Raw genomic sequence first — 16,073 nt, forward strand, 5'->3', positions numbered from 1 at the left:
GGTCAGTCACGGCAAACAGGTACCTGCGCGCCCCACCCTGTCGGTGACGAAACCACCTGCTGCACAGGGTGTTCGCGACACTAGCGGTGAAGGGTGCCCAAGGGGTCACCGCACGCGCACGCCCGAACCGACGACGATCTCACCGATGATCGGGTGACCAGGCAGTTCGCCGACGACGAGCAGTCCGCCGGACGTCTGAGCATCCGCCAGGAGGAAGAGATCGTCCTCGGTCACCGAGTCGTCGGTCGTGAGATTGGGGCGCACCCAGTCGAGGTTGCGACGCGTCCCACCGGACACGTATCCGTCCGCGATCGATTCATCGACTCCGCCGAGGCGGGGCACCGCGGACGCATCAATGACCGCTCCCACGCCTGAGGCACGGCACATCTTGAACAGGTGGCCAAGCAAACCGAACCCGGTAACATCGGTGGCCGCGCGGACGCCAGCAGCCACGGCCGCCTGCGCTGCATCGCGATTGAGCGCGGTCATTGTGGCAATCGCTTCGTCGAAGTTCTCACCGGTCTGCTTGTGTCGGTTGTTGAGGATACCCACACCGATCGGCTTCGTCAGCGTCAACGGCAGGCCCATCTCGGCGGCATCATTGCGCATGAGTTCATCGGGGTGGGCGATGCCGGTCACAGCCATGCCGTACTTCGGCTCGGGGTCATCGATCGAATGCCCACCGGCGACGGGACAGTTCGCCTGGGCGGCGACGTCGAGGCCACCGCGCAGCACTTCGGTGAGCAGCTCCATCGGCAGTTTCTCCCGCGGCCAACCGACGAGGTTGATCGCTGTCACCGGGGTCCCACCCATCGCGTAGATGTCGGAGAGTGCATTCGCGGCCGCGATTCGGCCCCAATCGTAGGCGTCGTCGACGACAGGGGTGAAGAAATCGGCCGTCGAGAGCACCGCGAGGTCTTCGCGGACCCGCACGGCAGAGGCATCGTCACCGTCGTCGAGTCCGACGAGCACATCAGGTCCGGACTGACCGGTCAGTCCTTTGACTGCTTCCTCCAGCTCACCTGGCGGGATCTTGCAGGCGCAGCCTCCGCCGTGGGCGAATGATGTCAGACGTTCCTGGGTGGCGGTCATACCGCGAGACTAGCACCGAGATGACGCTCGATTCTACGGGCCACCTCGGCTATATTCTCCGCCTCGGCGGAGGCCTCGCAGAGGGGGCCACCATGTGTCAGTTCGCAGTCGGCAACAGTCTTGCTATGTGCCCTTCGACGATTGTGCGAGCGGTTGTGGAGGTGACCGCCCCATCCTCGGCGAGGATCGTCACAGCGAGACCGTCGCATAGGGCCAGCAGTTCGGTTGCCCGAAGCATCGCGTCCTCAGGTTGTGCGATCTGTGGACGAAGCGCATCAGCCAGCTCGGACCGCAAGCGGCCCCACCTGGCGGAGTTTATTTCCTTGACCGCAGGGTCCACGCTTGCTCGCGCGGAGAGTTGGAGCCAGACTCGAGCCGCCGGGTCATCGGGATTCGAGGGCAGGAGTATGTCGAGCAGAGCGCTACGGCGAGAAGTGGGGTTCTTGTCGGCGGTCGCCTGCTCGAATCTCTTGGTTTCGCGCCGTGCGATCTCGCTCATGGCACCGATAAGCATCTGCGACTTGGTGGGGAAGTGATGTTGTACCGCGCCGATCGATACCCCGGTTCGAGTCGCCACTGTTCGCACGCTGAGTGCCTCGAATCCTCCTTCGGAGACGAGATCGATCATCGTATCAATCAGGTGTTGGGCGGACTCGCTGATGATCGGACCGCTCTGCTCATCCGCGTCGTTCATGGAACTGACGATACAGGCGATGGGCCCCGACGGCTGAACGTTTGAGCCAGTCGCCAGGATCGGGCAGGGAACCGGATAGCGGTCTGTCGGTGACGATGGCAAGACATAGGGCAAACACTCCTCCTCCCAACAGAGCGAATTCCACCGTCTCCATCAGCAAGCCGATGATCGTGGTCAGTCTCTCGTGGTCGACGCCGAGGTCGATCGGTACAAACTGGACGACGATGCCGATGAGGGACAGTGCCACTCCGGTGATCATCAGCGCCGTCACTGTTCTGTTTGCTGTGGGGCCGGCCGGGGCGGCGGCACTCCCAGGTGAAGTGCGAACTGTCCGTCTGCGTCCGGCTGATGCTCCGGTGAGCAGCAGCGCAACCGCGAGCGTCAGCAGGACGAATCGTCCGACCGTCCACCCGGTAAGCTGCTCGCCGAAACTGGCTTCTCCAAGACTCCCGACCGCAGCCAGGCGCGTATCGGCAATGCCGATCCCGGACGCGAGCAACGCCAGGAGGCAGCCGACGATGCCCACCCAGGCGCCGCCAGCGGCTCCTCGTCGATAGATGACAAGCAGAACGATTCCTGCCGCCGGGGCAAGCAGGCCCACGAGCTCGAGGATGCGGAACACGACCACTCTCCAATACGTTCGTATTGTATTCACCATACGGACGTATTGTACGTGCGTCAAGGCAGCGGGTCACCCGAAGGCGACTTCACCGGGAGGTGTACTCAATCCGGTCGGTGTCTCTGCCCCGCCTTGTCTGCGGCGACCACGGCGAGGTCACGATGTTGCCAGGTCACGTGTGGTGTGAAACCGGTCTCGGTCAGCCACTCGAGTTGCTCGGCCAGCGGGCTGGGGGTGTCGACAACTCCGTCGATCGGCGTGACCACATCTGACGGATCGGGAGGGACGACGAGGTCGGCGAGCACGAACCGACCGCCGTCGACGAGCACCTCGTGGATTCTCATGAACAGATCGGCCTTCTCATCGGCATCGAGATGATGCACAGCGAGGGTCGACATGACGAGGTCGACGGGGACGGCCGGCAGGGAATCTTGGAGTCGCCCATGAGAGAGCGAACTGCGATCCGGGTCGAGGACCTTCGCGGCACCGGCGAGCATCTCAACGCTCTCATCGATGCCGTGGATATGAGTCTGCGGCAACACCTCGGCGACCCGTCTGGCGGTCAGCCCGCTGCCCACGCCGAGGTCGAGGATCGTCCGTGGGCCGACCTCCACCACAGCAGCCAGCAGCTCGTCCTGCAGCAGTCGGTAATCGGGGATCTCCTCGGACATGACGTCGAGGTAAGTGTCGGGGTTCCAGGTGAAATCAGCCATGATGCCTCCGCTTTCAGGCTAGCACTCGGTGATCAGCACGAGCAGAGCGATAGCACCGGCCACGCGGGGTAGGATTTCACACGGAGGCGTCCGAGTCCTGGTGGGCTCCCCGGTCTTCAAAACCGGTGAGACCGAGTATCTCGGTCTGGCGGGTTCGATTCCCGTCCGCCTCCGCCACCACCGCAGTGAAGGAGAACGCAGTCTTGGTCGATACGGATCCGCGGCGCAGCATCCCGCGCACCGATCATCTCCTCGCCCTTCCCGAGGTCATCGCCGCAGGTGAGAGCCGGAGTCAGGCTACGATCAAAGCGATCATCTCCGAAGCTCAGACCGCTGCTCGCAACGGTGAGATTCCCGTCGCCGAGGTGGCCCCCACCATCATCTCCCGCTTAAGTTCCGACTCGGCATCGTCACTGACCCCGGTCCTCAACGCCACCGGAATCATCGTCCACACCAATCTGGGCAGGGCTCCTCTGTCCGAGTCCGCTCGCCGGGCCGTGGCCGATGCGGCCGGCTATGTCGACGTTGAGTTGGACCTGGTCAGCGGCAAGCGAAGCAAGCGGGGGACCGGCGCCAAGCAGGCACTTCTGCGTGCCTGCCCAGACGCCGAAGACGCACTGGTCATCAACAACGGTGCCGCCGCCCTGCTGCTCGCCGTGACAGCGCTGTGCCGTGAAGACGGCGTCGGCGCTGGTAACACGGGTGGTCCCGGTGAGATCGTCATCAGCCGCGGCGAACTCATCGAGATCGGAGCCGGCTTCCGCCTTCCCGACCTCATGGCCACGACCGGGTCCCGGCTGCGCGAAGTCGGAATGACGAACCGCACCCACCTCGACGATTATGCGCAGGCCATCACCGCCGAAACTGCGAGCCTGCTCAAGGTCCACACAAGCAACTTCCGAGTCGAAGGCTTCACCGCCTCGGTTGAGATTGCGCAGCTGCGTGAACTTGCCGACGAGCACGACCTTCCCCTCATCGCCGATCTGGGAAGCGGACTTTTCGAACCCGACCCGTATCTGCCCAACGAACCCGATATCGCCAGCGCGCTCGCCGCCGGAGCCGATGTCGTCATCGTCAGCGGTGACAAACTCCTCGGCGGTCCTCAAGCGGGCCTCATCCTCGGTCGCAGCGACGCCGTCCAGCGCATCGCGAAGCACCCCCTGGCCAGGGCAATGCGCACCGACAAACTCACGCTGGCCGCAATCGAGGCCACGGTTGCGAACACCGAGAACCCGGTCCATGAGGCACTGCACATCGATCTCGACAGACTCAAAGAACGCACCGAGCACCTGGCAGAGCTTGCCTCTGGAACCGTCGTCGCCCATGACGGTCGCGTCGGCGGCGGGGGAGCCCCCGGTGTTCCCCTTCCCGGATGGGCCATCGAACTGCCCGAGGAGCTCGCCCGCCCGCTGCGCCTCGGCGACCCGGCAGTCGTCGCCCGAGTTCACCAGGGACGATGCCTCATCGACCTGCGCTGCGTCCCAGAAGCCGATGACGATCTGATCGGCGAGGCCGTGAACCGGGCTCGTGCGAACACGCGGAACCACCTCGGTGACGATGGTGTGGGTTTCGGCGATGATCCGGACTTCACGAGCCATGCCTGAGATGTACGTTCTCGCAACCGCCGGCCACGTCGATCATGGGAAGTCCACCCTGGTCAACGCCCTGACCGGGATGGAACCGGACCGGTGGGCAGAGGAGAGGAAGCGGGGTCTGACGATCGACCTCGGCTTCGCCTGGACGACTCTGCCGTCCGGGAGGGAGCTCGCCTTCGTCGACGTTCCCGGGCATGAGAAGTTCCTCGCGAACATGCTCGCAGGCGTCGGCCCGGCCCCCATCGTGTGCCTCGTCGTCGCAGGGGACAAGGGGTGGCAGGCCCAGTCGAGTGATCACCGGGACGCGATCACCGCGCTGGGCATCACCCGCGGCCTCGTCGTCATCACCCGCGCTGACCTCGCCCCCGAGTCGGTCGCAGCGACAGAGGCCCAGATCAGAGCCGAACTGCGGGGTACACCGCTGGCCGATGCTCCGGTGCTCACCGTCTCCGCGACTACCGGGGACGGACTCGACGAACTCGTCGCGACGCTCGATGCCGTCACCGCCGAAGCTCCGGCCCCCGACGCGGAGGCCCGACTGCGGCTGTGGGTCGACCGCGCCTTCACGATCAAGGGCGCCGGCACCGTGGTCACCGGCACGCTCACGGCCGGAACTCTGCGCACCGGGGACCGCCTGCGCCTCGTCGGGGAGACCTCGGACGAGGCGACGGCAGTCCGTGGTCTGCAGAGCCGGAACTCCTCCGCCGAGGAGGTCGCCCCCAGCGCCCGTGTCGCCGTGAATCTGCGCGAGGTCGCAGCCGATGATATCCACCGCGGTGACGCTCTCATCACCGACGATGCATGGCCGATCGTCGACATCATCGACGTTCGCCGAACCATGGGCCAGCTGCTCGACGAGGGCGTGCACGGACTCATGCTCCACATCGGAACCGCCGCGGTCGCGGTGCACATGAGGCCCTTCGACGGCGACCACGCCCGCCTCACAATCGAGCGTCCGCTGCCGCTGCAGGTCACGGACCGGATCGTGCTGCGCAGCCCCGGCAGCCGCAACGTCTTTGCAGGCGTCGTCGTCCTCGATGTCGACCCTCCCGAACTCGGCCGCCGCGGGGCCGGCACCCGGCGTGCCCGAGAGCTGAACTGGCGTCCGGAAACCGGGGACATCCTCGCCGAGGTGGCCCGCCGTGGAGCCGTGGAACGGGCCAGATTGGTGCGCTTCGGACTGACGCTTCCCGACGCCGTCGCGGGCGTTGAAGAGATCGCCGGAGGATGGCTCGTCCACCGACAGACACTCGAGAAGTGGGTCGAGAACGCGGAGACTATCGTGAGGGCGAAGCTGGCGGCAGAGCCTCTGGCTGCTGGTGTGCCCGAGAAGGCACTGGCCGAAGAGCTGCGCCGCGTCGACCCTCCATTGCCTGACAGCGGCGGTCAGGAACTCGTCGCTGCCATCGCCTCTCGCGCCGGCCTCGATACGGTCAAAGGCATGGTCCGCCCGCCCGGTCACACCGCCGATCTGGGTCCGGCCGAAGCAGGCGTCGCCGAGGTGGAACGACGCTTGGCGGCCAATCCCTTCGCAGCTCCCGAGGCCGATGACCTGCGAGAACTCCGACTGGGAGTGCGAGAGCTTGCTGTCGCCGAATCCGCGGGACGGCTCCTGCGCCTCGGCGATGGTGTGGTTGTGTCACCACGGACACCGGCACAGGCGATGCGACTGCTTGCGCGACTGGACCAGCCGTTCACGACGAGTGCGGCCAGGAAGGCTCTGGGCACCACGCGGCGCGTCGTCATTCCCCTGCTCGAATACCTCGACGGTCGCGGTTGGACCCGCCGTATCGACAACACATCACGCGAGGTTGTGAGGTAGACAGACGCGCGCCTGAATGGAGCCTGACCCTCACCTTCGAGTGGCCCGATGGGCGGGCCGAGACCCGGGTCACGGATGCGTGCGGGCGCCCCGTAGTGTCGCAGAGCATCCAGCGAATTCTGAGCTGATGCTCACCAGCCCCTTCCGATTCGTTGCTGCGAGACTAAGCCACCTATGAGCGTCTCGGCATTGAACCGCCTACCTGCGTCCGACAGTGTGGTGTGAGGCGATTACCGGAGCATCCCTGTGCCGAAAGCAGGAAGCAGATGTGTTCCGAATCCGATCAGGACGCCGTCCGGGCAGCTCGCCCGATCCAACAGGAAAGTGAGAACAGATGAACAGCGTGCGCAAATTTGCGGTGACTGCACTGTCCGCTGCCGTCATCGCAGGGGGTCTCTCCCTGGGGGCGGTGACTTCGGCCGCGGCGGGTCCGATCTCAGGAGCCGTCGACCAGCCGAGCGAGAACGTCTCGGGGGCCGGTCAGGGCCAGGGCGACGGCACAGCCGTGGGCATCGACGATCCGGATGAGCTCAGCTCCGAGCAGATCGACAATGCTCGCACCATCATCGGTGTCGGTAAGGGCGCAGACTTGTCGGAGAAGGCCCAGAAGATCGCCGTGATGACCGCACTGCAGGAGTCGAGCCTGCAGAATCTCGACGGCGGGGATCGTGACTCCGTCGGAGCGTTCCAGCAGCGCCCCTCGATGAACTGGGGATCGGCCGAGCAGGTGGAGGATCCCGTCTTCGCCTCGAAGTCGTTCTATGGAGTCAACCCCGACAGCCCCAATCCGGGCCTGACCCAGATCGACAACTGGGAGAACATCGACCCGGGTCGGGCCGCGCAGGACGTGCAGTCCTCGGCTTTCCCCGACGAATACGCGAAGTGGGAACCCCTTGCCGCGCAGCTCGTCGATGACAACCAGGACGTCGACGACATCGAATGAGTTCCGGATCCGGCCTGGCTCCCGACCGCCGTGCTCAGATTGCCGCGTCTGAGCGGTTGATTCTTCGCAGTCTCTTCGTCGTCTCGACGATGAAGGCGGCAGCCTCCGTGGCTCTGGCGCGATCATCGACTTCGCGGTCGACAGCAGCATAGGCGGCGTTCAACTCTGCAAATCGCCCAGTGGACCTGATGGTCATGGAACGACCGTCGGTGGGGTTGGTCTCTCGTTCGATCCAGTTGTCGGCCTCGAGTCGTGTGAGCACTCCGGTCACTGTTGCTCGGCTCCAGCCGATCCGGTCGGCGATCTGTGACGGTGTGCACGGCCCTTCCCGGTCGACGACATCGAGGATGTCCAGATCGCGGGGCTGAAGCTTGACCGAGCGCGCAACCCTGTCGTTGAGGATGACGAGCTCGATTCTCAGTTCGCGTATTGCGTCACGGACGCTGGGCAGCGATGCGCCATCCTCACTCATTTCGCGTGTCGGTCGGTTGAAGGAGCGACGACTCGTCGGATGTGAGGCGACTCATCGAGTTCAGCGATCATCGCCGCGGCCAGATCCGCGCGAGAGGTGAAGTTGCCGCCCAGGGAATCCAGTGTCAGCCGATAATCAGAGACATGGTCCCTATTGATCAGCCTGGCCGGCCGCATGACCGTCCAGTCGATGTCGTCGCAGTCGAGGAGGTATTCCTCCATTGCCCGCATGTCGGCGTAGACGGTCTTTCCGATGACATTGCGCAACAGGGGAAACAGGATGTTGTCGGCGAAGAAGTTCAGGCGGGGCGGCGGATATGTCAGCCCGGAGCTCACGACGACGAGTCGTCGTCCGACGCCCTGCGCTCTGAGGCCGGCGACGATATTCGCGGTACCGGCCGAGTAGATGTCAATCTGCTTTCGCGTATAAGAACCGGCTCCCAGCGCGGACAGAGCAGCCTGCGCGCCGGATAGCGCTGCGTCGATGCCGTCCCCAGTCCCGGGATCTGCCAGAACCTGCTCGACCTCAGTACCTCGTGGAAGGGGAAGGCGCTCGCGACGCCGACTCACCGCTCTGACCGAATGCCCTGCGTCGACTGCCTGTTGGCAGATCAGCAGGCCGGTCGGCCCGGATGCTCCGAAAACCGCGATGTCCATGTGGGCCTCCTCGTGGAGTGGTTGGAGATGCGACGTTGGAAATATAGTACGAGAAGCGTATCAGTTTCTCGCCTCAATGAGAATAGCGGACATCGCCAGACCAGTGCTTGTCCGCCATCACTCACGTGGCGGATGCGTCGGTATCGGGTCGCGCAGCAGCCGCGCCAGAGCAACCTCGATGATCGGACTATGGTCCGGGAATTCGTCGAGAGCATGCTGCCCAGGCTGTCAGCAAGTGGAGTCCAGTACTCGCAGAGGTTGCGTGCCACCCACGCGTGCAGCACCTCGGGCTCGGGATCAAGATCCCAGTCGGAAACCTTGTCGCCGCGGACGGAGATGCCGCCGTCGACGAGTTGCTTCCAGATCACCGGATTGACGTCGAACGCTTCTGTTGGCTCGAGGATCTCCCCGACATGTGAGGCGATCGGCCGTATCTGAATCACCGGTCTGGAGACGTCCGATTCCCAGACGAACACGGTGTTGCAGCACGCGCTGAAGCCCAGCCCAAGTCCGGCGCGCACGCTTAAGCGGGGAAGCTGCGAAAGGTGCAGCAGACGCAAGCGTGCCATGAAGCCGCGGCGCTCCTTCCGCTCATCGCTGATAACTGCGACGACATCGATATCGCTGCGGCCGGGACGGTTAGGCGCCCAAGGCAATGGAACCACCGACCGCAGCGCGACTTCGACACACCGCAGGATCTCCACAATTCAACTGACGTTGACGTCGTGTTCGTTGCAGGTGCCATTGTCTTTTAGGGAGGCTGGAGCGTGGGCGAGCAGACAGAAGATCGAAAGCGGAGGACCGTACGTTTCTCGGCAGAGAGTAAGTCGCGCTCGCCTATAGTTCAACACAATGGCCATTGCTCGATCGAGCCGACACCGGGAGAATCAGAATAGATGGAACTTGCACGAGCATCAGCGGTGACAGCTCTGTCAGCAATCCTCCTCGCCGGCGGTGCTGCAGCGGCGACTGCTTCTGCGGCAACCGCGGCGTCAGTTGAGACCGCAGCGCTGGCGGAGACCCGAGCACCCACCAGCGGCAGCCATCCTGCCACCGGCGATACCCGCAACGGCGGTGAAATCAGCAGCACCCAGGACACCAGCCAGCTCACCCAGGAGCAGAGCGACAATGCGCGCACCATCATCGCCGTCGGCAAGGGCTCTGAACTCTCGAACCAGGCTCAGAAGATCGCTGTCATGACCGCGCTGCAGGAATCGAGTCTGCGGAATCTCGACAGCGGCGACAAAGACTCTGCCGGACTGTTCCAACAGCGGCCGTCATACGGTTGGGGGACCCACGGGCAGATCACCGATGCGGTGTACGCCTCGAAGTCCTTCTACGGAGTCAATCCAGAGTGCCCGAACCCGGGGCTGCTTCAGATCGCGGGGTGGGAGACGATGGATCCCGGCGCCGCGGCCCAGGCGGTCCAAGGCTCAGGACATCCCGATGCCTATGACAAGTGGGAGACGCTGGCCGAAGAACTCGTCGATGAGAACCAGGACGTCGAGCCCATCAATTGACGCACCTATGTGTCCCGGCTGCGGCGAGCCCTGACGCCCGCAAGCCAAACGTGCTCACGTAGAGCATTTGTGCTCTACCAGGGCACTTTTGACTAGCGGAAGCGGAAGCGGAAGCGGGAGGGGCGAGCTCAGCCCAGCGCGCCAGCGGCCAGCCGCCGCACCACCTCGGTGAGGTGATGCAGGCCGGAGACGAGATCCTCGTCCTTCGTGAACTCCTGCAGGCTGTGCGAGACACCGCCGACGCTGGGGATGAAGAGCATGACCGTGGGGACGGTGTCCTTCATGTTCGTCGAGTCGTGGCCGGCCACGGTCATCACCCTCGCCGAGGTGAGTCCCAGGTCCTCGGCGGCTGATCGTGCCAGCTCGACCCCGTCCTCGGAATACGGGTTCTGATCCCAGCTGTGTTCGGCGACGATCTCGATCTCGACACCGACCTCGTCATTGACCTTCGCGATTGTGGACATGAGGGAATCGTGGGCGGCGGCGATCACCTCGGCGCGCGGCGATCGCAGGTCGAGGAGCAGCCCGACCTCGCTCGCGACGACGACCGGGGAATTCGGGTAGACGTTGAGCTCACCGCACGCGGTGTGCAGCGCCCCAGCGTCGAATTCGTCGACGAGCTCACGGGCGGCCACCACCAGGCGAGCGGCACCGAGGAGAGCATCGCGGCGGTCACTCATCAGGGTCGATCCGCTGTGGGCCTGCTCCCCGGTGACACGGAATTCGTACTTATGGGCGGCCCAGGTGGCATTGACGAGGCCGATCGTGACCCCGTCCTCTTCCATGCTGCGACCCTGCTGGACGTGGATCTCGGCATAGGCGGCAATCTCGGGTGCGGTGAAGTCTCCGCGCTCACCGATGGCATCGAGCGCCTCGGCGACGGTGATTCCTTTGGGATCGGTGGTGGCCAGTGCCGCCTCGAGCTCGGCCTTGCCGGTGAAGACATTGCTGCCCATCATCGAGGGTTTGAAGCGCGAGCCCTCTTCGTTGAACCAGTTGATGACGGCGAGGTTGTACTTCGCCCTTGCAGGGTCGGCGCGCAGCTCATCGGCGACGGCGAAGCAGGCGTGGGCCGAGGACATGACGCCATACGCCCCATCGAAGCGGCCGGCGGTCGGCTGCGAATCCATGTGCGATCCGGTGAGGACGTAAGGGGCGCCGGGAACGAGTTCGAGCAGACCGAACTGATTGCCGATCGCATCCCGGTGAACGCTGAACCCGTGCTTCTCCAGCAGCTCGGCGAACCATTTGCGCTGCTCGCCATCGGCAGCGCTCGCCGCCTGCCGATCGACGCCGTTCGTGCCCTCGACGGCTCCGAATCGCGAATGCACGGACCAGTCGGCGAGGAACTCGTCGTCACGGTCGGCCTGTGCTGCGGGAGTCTGCGAAATGGGGGTCTGTGTCATGGTGCGTCCTTTTCGGGTGTGCTGGGGAGATGTCAGGGGTGAGGCAGAGTCAGGAGTGCGACTGTGTCATGCGTGTGGCAGCGTCAGCCTGCGATCTCATCGGCGGCCGGAGGCATGAGCTTGGAATCGATGAGGACGTGGATGAGCGCCGGGCCCTCTGCTGCCAGGGCTCGGTCGAGGGCCGCCTCGAAGTCTTCGGTCTTCTCCACGCGTTCGCCGTGTCCGCCGAAGGATGACATCCATACCGCGAAATCGGGGTTGACCATGCGTGTGCCCGAGGGCCTGCCCGGATAGTGGTTGACCTGGTGCTGGACGATCGTGCCGTACACGCCGTTGTCGGCGACGATGACCAGCGGACTCGCCCCGTGAGCGAAGGCCGTGGCCAGCTCCTGACCGTTCATGAGGAAGTCGCCATCGCCGCAGATCGCGACCGCACGACGTTCTGGGAAGGCGAGTGAGGCCGCGACGGCGCCGGGCACAGCCAGACCCATGGCCCCGTTGCGGGCACCGACGAGGCTCGCCGATTGAAGATGCCTGATGAAGCGGTGGCCCCAGATCGTGGCGTTGCCCGCCCCGTACGTGAGCACGGCTTCCCCGTCGAGTCGGTCGTCGAGGATCCCGAACGCCACCCCGAGATCGACGCCGGTTCGAGCAACCGCTCCGGCCACCTCGGCGTCGGGACGATGTGCGGAGACCTTCGACTGCACGTCCGAACGGGAGGTCATCCACTCATCGGTGCGCTCCCCGCGCAGATCAGCCGCATCGATCGAGCCGTTCACCGAGGTGGACGCGGTCAGCGCCGTGACGAAGCTGCGTGGGGAGGCCAGGATCTGCTGGTCGATGCGCCCGGCATGCTGGGTTGCCTCCGGGTCGAGCCCCACGACGACGGTCTCCGCACCGAAGCCGCGCGTGTAGCCGTCGCTGGCCACATCGGATCGGGTGGCACCGACGAAGACGAGAAGGTCGGCATCACCGTATCCGGCGGCGACTGCCTCGGCGCGGCCATAGCCCAACCAGCCGGCCCAGGCGGGTCCGGTGTGGGGGACGGCGTCGTAGGCGCGCCAATCGCAGTAGACCGCAATCCCCGCCGAGGCGGCCAGGTCGAGCAGCGCCCGCCCGTGGCCCTCGTGCCAGCCGTCCCCGCCGAGGACGAAGGCCGGCTTCGCTGCATTGCCGATGCGTGTGGCCAGGGATTCGAGGTCTGTTGCAGAGGGCTGAGGTTCGGCGATCGGGGCCGGGGCTGTGTCCGGTGCCTCTGTCATGCGGACGAGGACATCCTCTGGCAGTCCCACGACGACGGGGCCGGGGCGCCCGGATGCGGCGATGCGCAGGGCATCGGCCGTGAGGTCACCGGCGCGATCCTCATCATCGATGATGATGACCTTCTTCGCGGTCGAGGAGAACCACTCGGGCAGGCTGAATTCCTGGAAGGACTCTCGGGCACGGTCCGCGATGGGCACGAGTCCGACGAACAGGACGAGTGCAGTGGCGTCCTGGTAGGCGGTGTGCACAGAGATCATGGCGTTCGCCGCCCCCGGCCCACGCGTGACCATGGCGATTCCGGGCCGGCCGGTCAGGCGCGACTCGGACAGAGCCATGAACCCGGCACCGCCCTCCTGACGGCACACGACTGTCTCGATCGAGGAGTCGTAGAGACCATCGAGAACGTCGAGGTAGCTTTCGCCGGGAACGGCGTAGACCCGCTGGATACCAGCGTTCTCCAGAGTATTGACGATGTGATGACCGGCCGAGCGGAACATGCGTGTGGGTCCTTCCGAAGGCGAAGCGATGGTGTGTGAGGGCAGGCGGGGGCGCGGGTGGTCCGCCGTGCTCACGGCGGCCCACCTCGGCGAGCGTTGCTCAGTGTTTGAAGCCGGGCAGATCGACGCTCAGGCGCGGTGCGACGGCCCCGGCGAAGGCCGTGAACAGGGACAGGAAGGCCAGCATCGCAGCGGCCGGCCACCAGTGATTGGCCGCCGCGGCGACGAGTCCGGTGGCTGCCAGCGGAATGAAACCGGAGAGCATGCCGGCGACGTTCTGGGCCAGGGCGACGCCGGTGTAGCGGGTGCTGGCTGGGAACAGGCCGGTCATCACGGTGCCGGAGGCGGCGTAGGGCAGTGACAGTGTGCCGACAGCCAGTGTCATAGCGAGGACGACGAGGACCGGCTGGCCGGAGGCGAACATGAGGAAGGCCGGAACGGCGACCACCGCCGAGGCGATTCCACCCCACAGGATGACCTTGCTGGCCCCGTACTTCGTTCCGAGCGCTCCGCCCCAGATGAGGCAGAAGATCTCGACAGCGGCGGCGACCATGCTGCCAAGGAGCAGAAGCGAATCGTCGTAGCCGAGGACGTTGACGCCGTACCAGACGCAGAATGCGGTGACGAGGTAGAACCCGCCGACGCCCAGAAGGGCAGCGGCCATGCCGACGATGATCTGTTTCCAGCTGTCGCGGAAGGTGGTGCGCACGGGGCTCTTCTCGAGCTCACCGGATTCCTCGAGCTGGCGGAAGACCGGGGATTCCTCGAGGCGGCTGCGGATGTAGACGGCGACGAGGAGGAGCGGGATGGCGGCGAGGAACGGGATGCGCCAACCCCAGGCGCTGAAGCTGTCGGCCGACAGGATCAGGGTCATGATGAAGAAGCCGCCGGAGGACAGAATGGTGCCGATGGGCGAACCGATCTGAGGAATCGCGGCGTAGCGTGCGCGCAGGTGAAGTGGGGCGTTCTCGACGACGAGCGTCATGGCACCCGACCATTCGCCACCGACGAACAGGCCCTGCAGGATGCGCAGGAGCACGAGCAGCACCGGAGCGGCGAAGCCGATCGCGGCGTAGGTCGGCAAAGCGCCGATGAGGCCGGTGACGATGCCGATGCCGACGATCGTGACCATGAGGACCCGGCGGCGGCCGACCTTGTCGCCGAGGCGACCGAAGATGAGTCCGCCGATCGGGCGAGCGGCAAGTCCGACGCCGAAGGTGGCGAACGAAGCCATTGCGGCCGCGGTTGCGTTCTCACTGGTGAAGTACTGGACGTTGAAGACCAATGCCGCAGCCGCGCTGAAGAGGAAGAAGTCATACCATTCGAGTGCGGTGCCGAGCAGGGCGCCGAGGGCGACCTTGTTGGCATCCTTGATGCTGAGCTCCTGCGTCGCGGAGTATTCCGCCGCAGCAGTTGGGTCGTTGTGACTCATGTATTTCTCCATCGAGCGCAGGACGTGGTTGGGCATTCAACCTGTAACTTAGAACACTACAGAGTGAGATCGCACGAATTCGAGCATCTTTTGCCCCGGGAACGCTGTTTTAGATTGTGCAACTGCACATAGTCTAGGACGATGCCGCCAACACATGAGAGACAGCTCAGGGATCAGCCGCTGCCGGGAGACCGTCAGCGCTGGATCGAACTCCTCGATGCCCTCGATCTCGAACAGCTCACCGAACGGTTCATGTCACGAGTCGTCAGAGTGCCCGGCTACGATCCCGCTCCGATTCCGGTCTCAGAACTGCGGCGGACCGGTCATAGTTCATTTCAATCCCTCGTCGAAGGTCTGCGTGCCGGTGGTTTCGACGGCCCGGTTGCGGTGTCCACGGAGGTTGGGGTCTCACGCGCTCGGGTGGGGATTCCGCTGGAGGCACTGATGACGGCGATCCGGCATGACTTCAACGTCTTGTGGGAGGCGCTGACCAGGGTCGCGACGCAAGACGACGCGGAGCTCGTCATCCGACACACGGGGATCGTGCTCTCCACCGTCGACGAATACGTCTCCCAGGTTCAGCAGGCCTACGCCGCCGAACAGCAGCGGATGCGGGAGGAAGAATCCTCCGTCCGGCAGGGACTCATCGCGGGACTGTTCGACGATCTTCACCCGACGGACGAGCGTCTGTCCACGATCGCCTCGGCGCTGGGCCTCGATCCGGAACGTCCGCTGCTCGTCGTGGCCGCCCGCGGTGAGGACACCTCGGCGCTGCGGGTGCTCATCTCCGATCACGAGCGCGCGGGCGGGACCATGTTCACGCACCACCTCGGCGATGTCCTCATTGCCTTCACTCGCACGTCCGAGCTCGCCGGGTCGCGGTTGGAAGCGACCGAACGTCGCCTCGCCGAGGTGCGGGTGGGTTTGGTCCACGCGGCCGGCATCGGGTCCCTGCGCAGGTCAGCGCTGACCGCTCGAGATCTGGCGCAGCTGCTCACACATGATGAGGTGGGGGCGATGACCTGGGAACGCGGTTGGGCCAGACTCGCCGCTCAGGCACTGAACGCGGCCGGGAACTCCATCGTCACCGACGTCGAACGTGCGCTCGCCGTCTGCGGAGCGGCCGAACGTGAACGTCTCGTCGAGGCCGTCCACACCTACCTGCACTCGGGCAGCATCGGAGCCAGCGCCGCGGAACTGTTCTGCCATCGCAATACTGTGGCCAATCGCCTGCGCCGCTTCGCCGACCTGACCGGAGTCGACCCGATGATCCCCGCCGAGGCGGCACGTCTAGCCTCGAGTTTTCATGATTAGGATCGACCGGATGGTGGACTGACAGAAGAAAAGTG

15 protein-coding genes and 1 tRNA gene are annotated in these 16,073 nt (G+C 65.0%); 6 read left to right on the plus strand and 10 right to left on the minus strand.

The features are described 5' to 3' along the window. Positions 1–105 precede the first annotated feature (105 nt). The 4 genes from selD to INT40_RS18060 all read right to left on the minus strand — a co-directional run bounded on the left by selD (position 106) and on the right by INT40_RS18060 (position 3,118). Positions 106–1,092, minus strand: coding sequence for a selenide, water dikinase SelD (gene selD, locus INT40_RS18045; RefSeq protein WP_193096660.1), 987 nt, complete (start codon positions 1,090–1,092; stop codon positions 106–108). Positions 1,093–1,189: 97 nt separating this feature from the next. Then, positions 1,190–1,786 (minus strand): TetR/AcrR family transcriptional regulator, encoded by a 597-nt coding sequence (locus tag INT40_RS18050; protein ID WP_193096661.1) that lies wholly within the window; start codon positions 1,784–1,786, stop codon positions 1,190–1,192. After that, positions 1,770–2,444: a hypothetical protein gene (locus INT40_RS18055; protein WP_145997427.1), complete on the minus strand. Its 675-nt coding sequence runs from the start codon at positions 2,442–2,444 to the stop codon at positions 1,770–1,772. Before INT40_RS18055 ends, INT40_RS18050 begins: the two co-directional genes overlap by 17 nt. 65 nt (positions 2,445–2,509) lie before the next feature. After that, positions 2,510–3,118: a class I SAM-dependent methyltransferase gene (locus INT40_RS18060; protein WP_193071067.1), complete on the minus strand. Its 609-nt coding sequence runs from the start codon at positions 3,116–3,118 to the stop codon at positions 2,510–2,512. A gap of 82 nt (positions 3,119–3,200) precedes the next feature. Between INT40_RS18060 and INT40_RS18065 the strand changes: the two genes are divergently transcribed. From INT40_RS18065 to INT40_RS18080, 4 genes are all read left to right on the plus strand, one after another. Further along, a tRNA-Sec gene (locus INT40_RS18065) sits at positions 3,201–3,295 on the plus strand. A 26-nt stretch (positions 3,296–3,321) separates the two neighbouring features. Continuing rightward, a complete protein-coding gene (gene selA / locus INT40_RS18070) occupies positions 3,322–4,722 on the plus strand; it encodes an L-seryl-tRNA(Sec) selenium transferase (RefSeq protein ID WP_193096662.1) in 1,401 nt (466 codons plus the stop codon). 1 nt (position 4,723) lies between these two features. Then, a complete protein-coding gene (gene selB / locus INT40_RS18075) occupies positions 4,724–6,535 on the plus strand; it encodes a selenocysteine-specific translation elongation factor (protein ID WP_193096664.1) in 1,812 nt (603 codons plus the stop codon). A 334-nt stretch (positions 6,536–6,869) separates the two neighbouring features. Continuing rightward, entirely contained in the window at positions 6,870–7,478 is a 609-nt protein-coding gene (locus INT40_RS18080) for a hypothetical protein (RefSeq protein WP_193071070.1), read from the plus strand. 34 nt (positions 7,479–7,512) lie between these two features. Here INT40_RS18080 and INT40_RS18085 read toward each other — a convergent pair whose 3' ends face one another. From INT40_RS18085 to INT40_RS18095, 3 genes are read right to left on the minus strand one after another with little or no spacing between them, the layout of a single operon-like run. Further along, complete coding sequence (locus INT40_RS18085; RefSeq protein WP_193071072.1) at positions 7,513–7,950, minus strand: MarR family winged helix-turn-helix transcriptional regulator; 438 nt, start codon at positions 7,948–7,950, stop codon at positions 7,513–7,515. Then, complete coding sequence (locus INT40_RS18090; RefSeq protein WP_193071073.1) at positions 7,947–8,606, minus strand: NAD(P)-dependent oxidoreductase; 660 nt, start codon at positions 8,604–8,606, stop codon at positions 7,947–7,949. Before INT40_RS18090 ends, INT40_RS18085 begins: the two co-directional genes overlap by 4 nt. Further along, positions 8,561–9,175, minus strand: a complete 615-nt coding sequence (locus INT40_RS18095) for a hypothetical protein (protein WP_193071075.1) — start codon at positions 9,173–9,175, stop codon at positions 8,561–8,563. Before INT40_RS18095 ends, INT40_RS18090 begins: the two co-directional genes overlap by 46 nt. 327 nt (positions 9,176–9,502) lie before the next feature. Between INT40_RS18095 and INT40_RS18100 the strand changes: the two genes are divergently transcribed. Next, on the plus strand, positions 9,503–10,126 hold the full coding sequence (locus tag INT40_RS18100; RefSeq protein WP_193071077.1) for a hypothetical protein: 624 nt from the start codon (positions 9,503–9,505) through the stop codon (positions 10,124–10,126). Positions 10,127–10,254: 128 nt separating this feature from the next. Here the strand turns inward: INT40_RS18100 and INT40_RS18105 are convergent, their stop codons facing one another. The 3 genes from INT40_RS18105 to INT40_RS18115 form a co-directional block, all read right to left on the minus strand. Further along, entirely contained in the window at positions 10,255–11,532 is a 1,278-nt protein-coding gene (locus INT40_RS18105) for a M20 family metallo-hydrolase (protein ID WP_193071078.1), read from the minus strand. An 83-nt stretch (positions 11,533–11,615) separates the two neighbouring features. Next, positions 11,616–13,292 carry a thiamine pyrophosphate-dependent enzyme gene (locus INT40_RS18110; protein WP_193096665.1) on the minus strand — a complete coding sequence of 559 codons (1,677 nt, stop codon included), beginning with the start codon at positions 13,290–13,292 and terminating at the stop codon, positions 11,616–11,618. Positions 13,293–13,392: 100 nt separating this feature from the next. Continuing rightward, positions 13,393–14,724 carry an MFS transporter gene (locus INT40_RS18115; RefSeq protein WP_101572192.1) on the minus strand — a complete coding sequence of 444 codons (1,332 nt, stop codon included), beginning with the start codon at positions 14,722–14,724 and terminating at the stop codon, positions 13,393–13,395. 141 nt (positions 14,725–14,865) lie between these two features. On the opposite strand from INT40_RS18115, the gene INT40_RS18120 reads away from it, so the two are divergent. Continuing rightward, positions 14,866–16,038 carry a PucR family transcriptional regulator gene (locus INT40_RS18120; RefSeq protein WP_193096663.1) on the plus strand — a complete coding sequence of 391 codons (1,173 nt, stop codon included), beginning with the start codon at positions 14,866–14,868 and terminating at the stop codon, positions 16,036–16,038. The last annotated feature ends 35 nt before the right edge of the window (positions 16,039–16,073 follow it).

The sequence above is a fragment of the Brevibacterium sp. FME17 genome (assembly GCF_014897515.1).
In the GTDB taxonomy this organism is placed as follows: Bacteria; Actinomycetota; Actinomycetes; order Actinomycetales; family Brevibacteriaceae; genus Brevibacterium.

Bases quoted from the DNA above. Each gene is read 5' to 3' on its own strand.
- INT40_RS18110 (WP_193096665.1), bottom strand. From the start codon at position 13,292: ATGTTCCGCTCGGCCGGTCATCACATCGTCAATACTCTGGAGAACGCT.
- selD (WP_193096660.1), bottom strand. From the start codon at position 1,092: ATGACCGCCACCCAGGAACGTCTGACATCATTCGCCCACGGCGGAGGC.
- INT40_RS18095 (WP_193071075.1), bottom strand. From the start codon at position 9,175: ATGGCACGCTTGCGTCTGCTGCACCTTTCGCAGCTTCCCCGCTTAAGC.
- INT40_RS18055 (WP_145997427.1), bottom strand. From the start codon at position 2,444: ATGGTGAATACAATACGAACGTATTGGAGAGTGGTCGTGTTCCGCATC.
- INT40_RS18100 (WP_193071077.1), top strand. From the start codon at position 9,503: ATGGAACTTGCACGAGCATCAGCGGTGACAGCTCTGTCAGCAATCCTC.
- selB (WP_193096664.1), top strand. From the start codon at position 4,724: ATGTACGTTCTCGCAACCGCCGGCCACGTCGATCATGGGAAGTCCACC.
- INT40_RS18090 (WP_193071073.1), bottom strand. From the start codon at position 8,606: ATGGACATCGCGGTTTTCGGAGCATCCGGGCCGACCGGCCTGCTGATC.
- INT40_RS18050 (WP_193096661.1), bottom strand. From the start codon at position 1,786: ATGAACGACGCGGATGAGCAGAGCGGTCCGATCATCAGCGAGTCCGCC.
- INT40_RS18060 (WP_193071067.1), bottom strand. From the start codon at position 3,118: ATGGCTGATTTCACCTGGAACCCCGACACTTACCTCGACGTCATGTCC.
- INT40_RS18105 (WP_193071078.1), bottom strand. From the start codon at position 11,532: ATGACACAGACCCCCATTTCGCAGACTCCCGCAGCACAGGCCGACCGT.
- INT40_RS18115 (WP_101572192.1), bottom strand. From the start codon at position 14,724: ATGAGTCACAACGACCCAACTGCTGCGGCGGAATACTCCGCGACGCAG.
- INT40_RS18085 (WP_193071072.1), bottom strand. From the start codon at position 7,950: ATGAGTGAGGATGGCGCATCGCTGCCCAGCGTCCGTGACGCAATACGC.
- INT40_RS18120 (WP_193096663.1), top strand. From the start codon at position 14,866: ATGCCGCCAACACATGAGAGACAGCTCAGGGATCAGCCGCTGCCGGGA.
- INT40_RS18080 (WP_193071070.1), top strand. From the start codon at position 6,870: ATGAACAGCGTGCGCAAATTTGCGGTGACTGCACTGTCCGCTGCCGTC.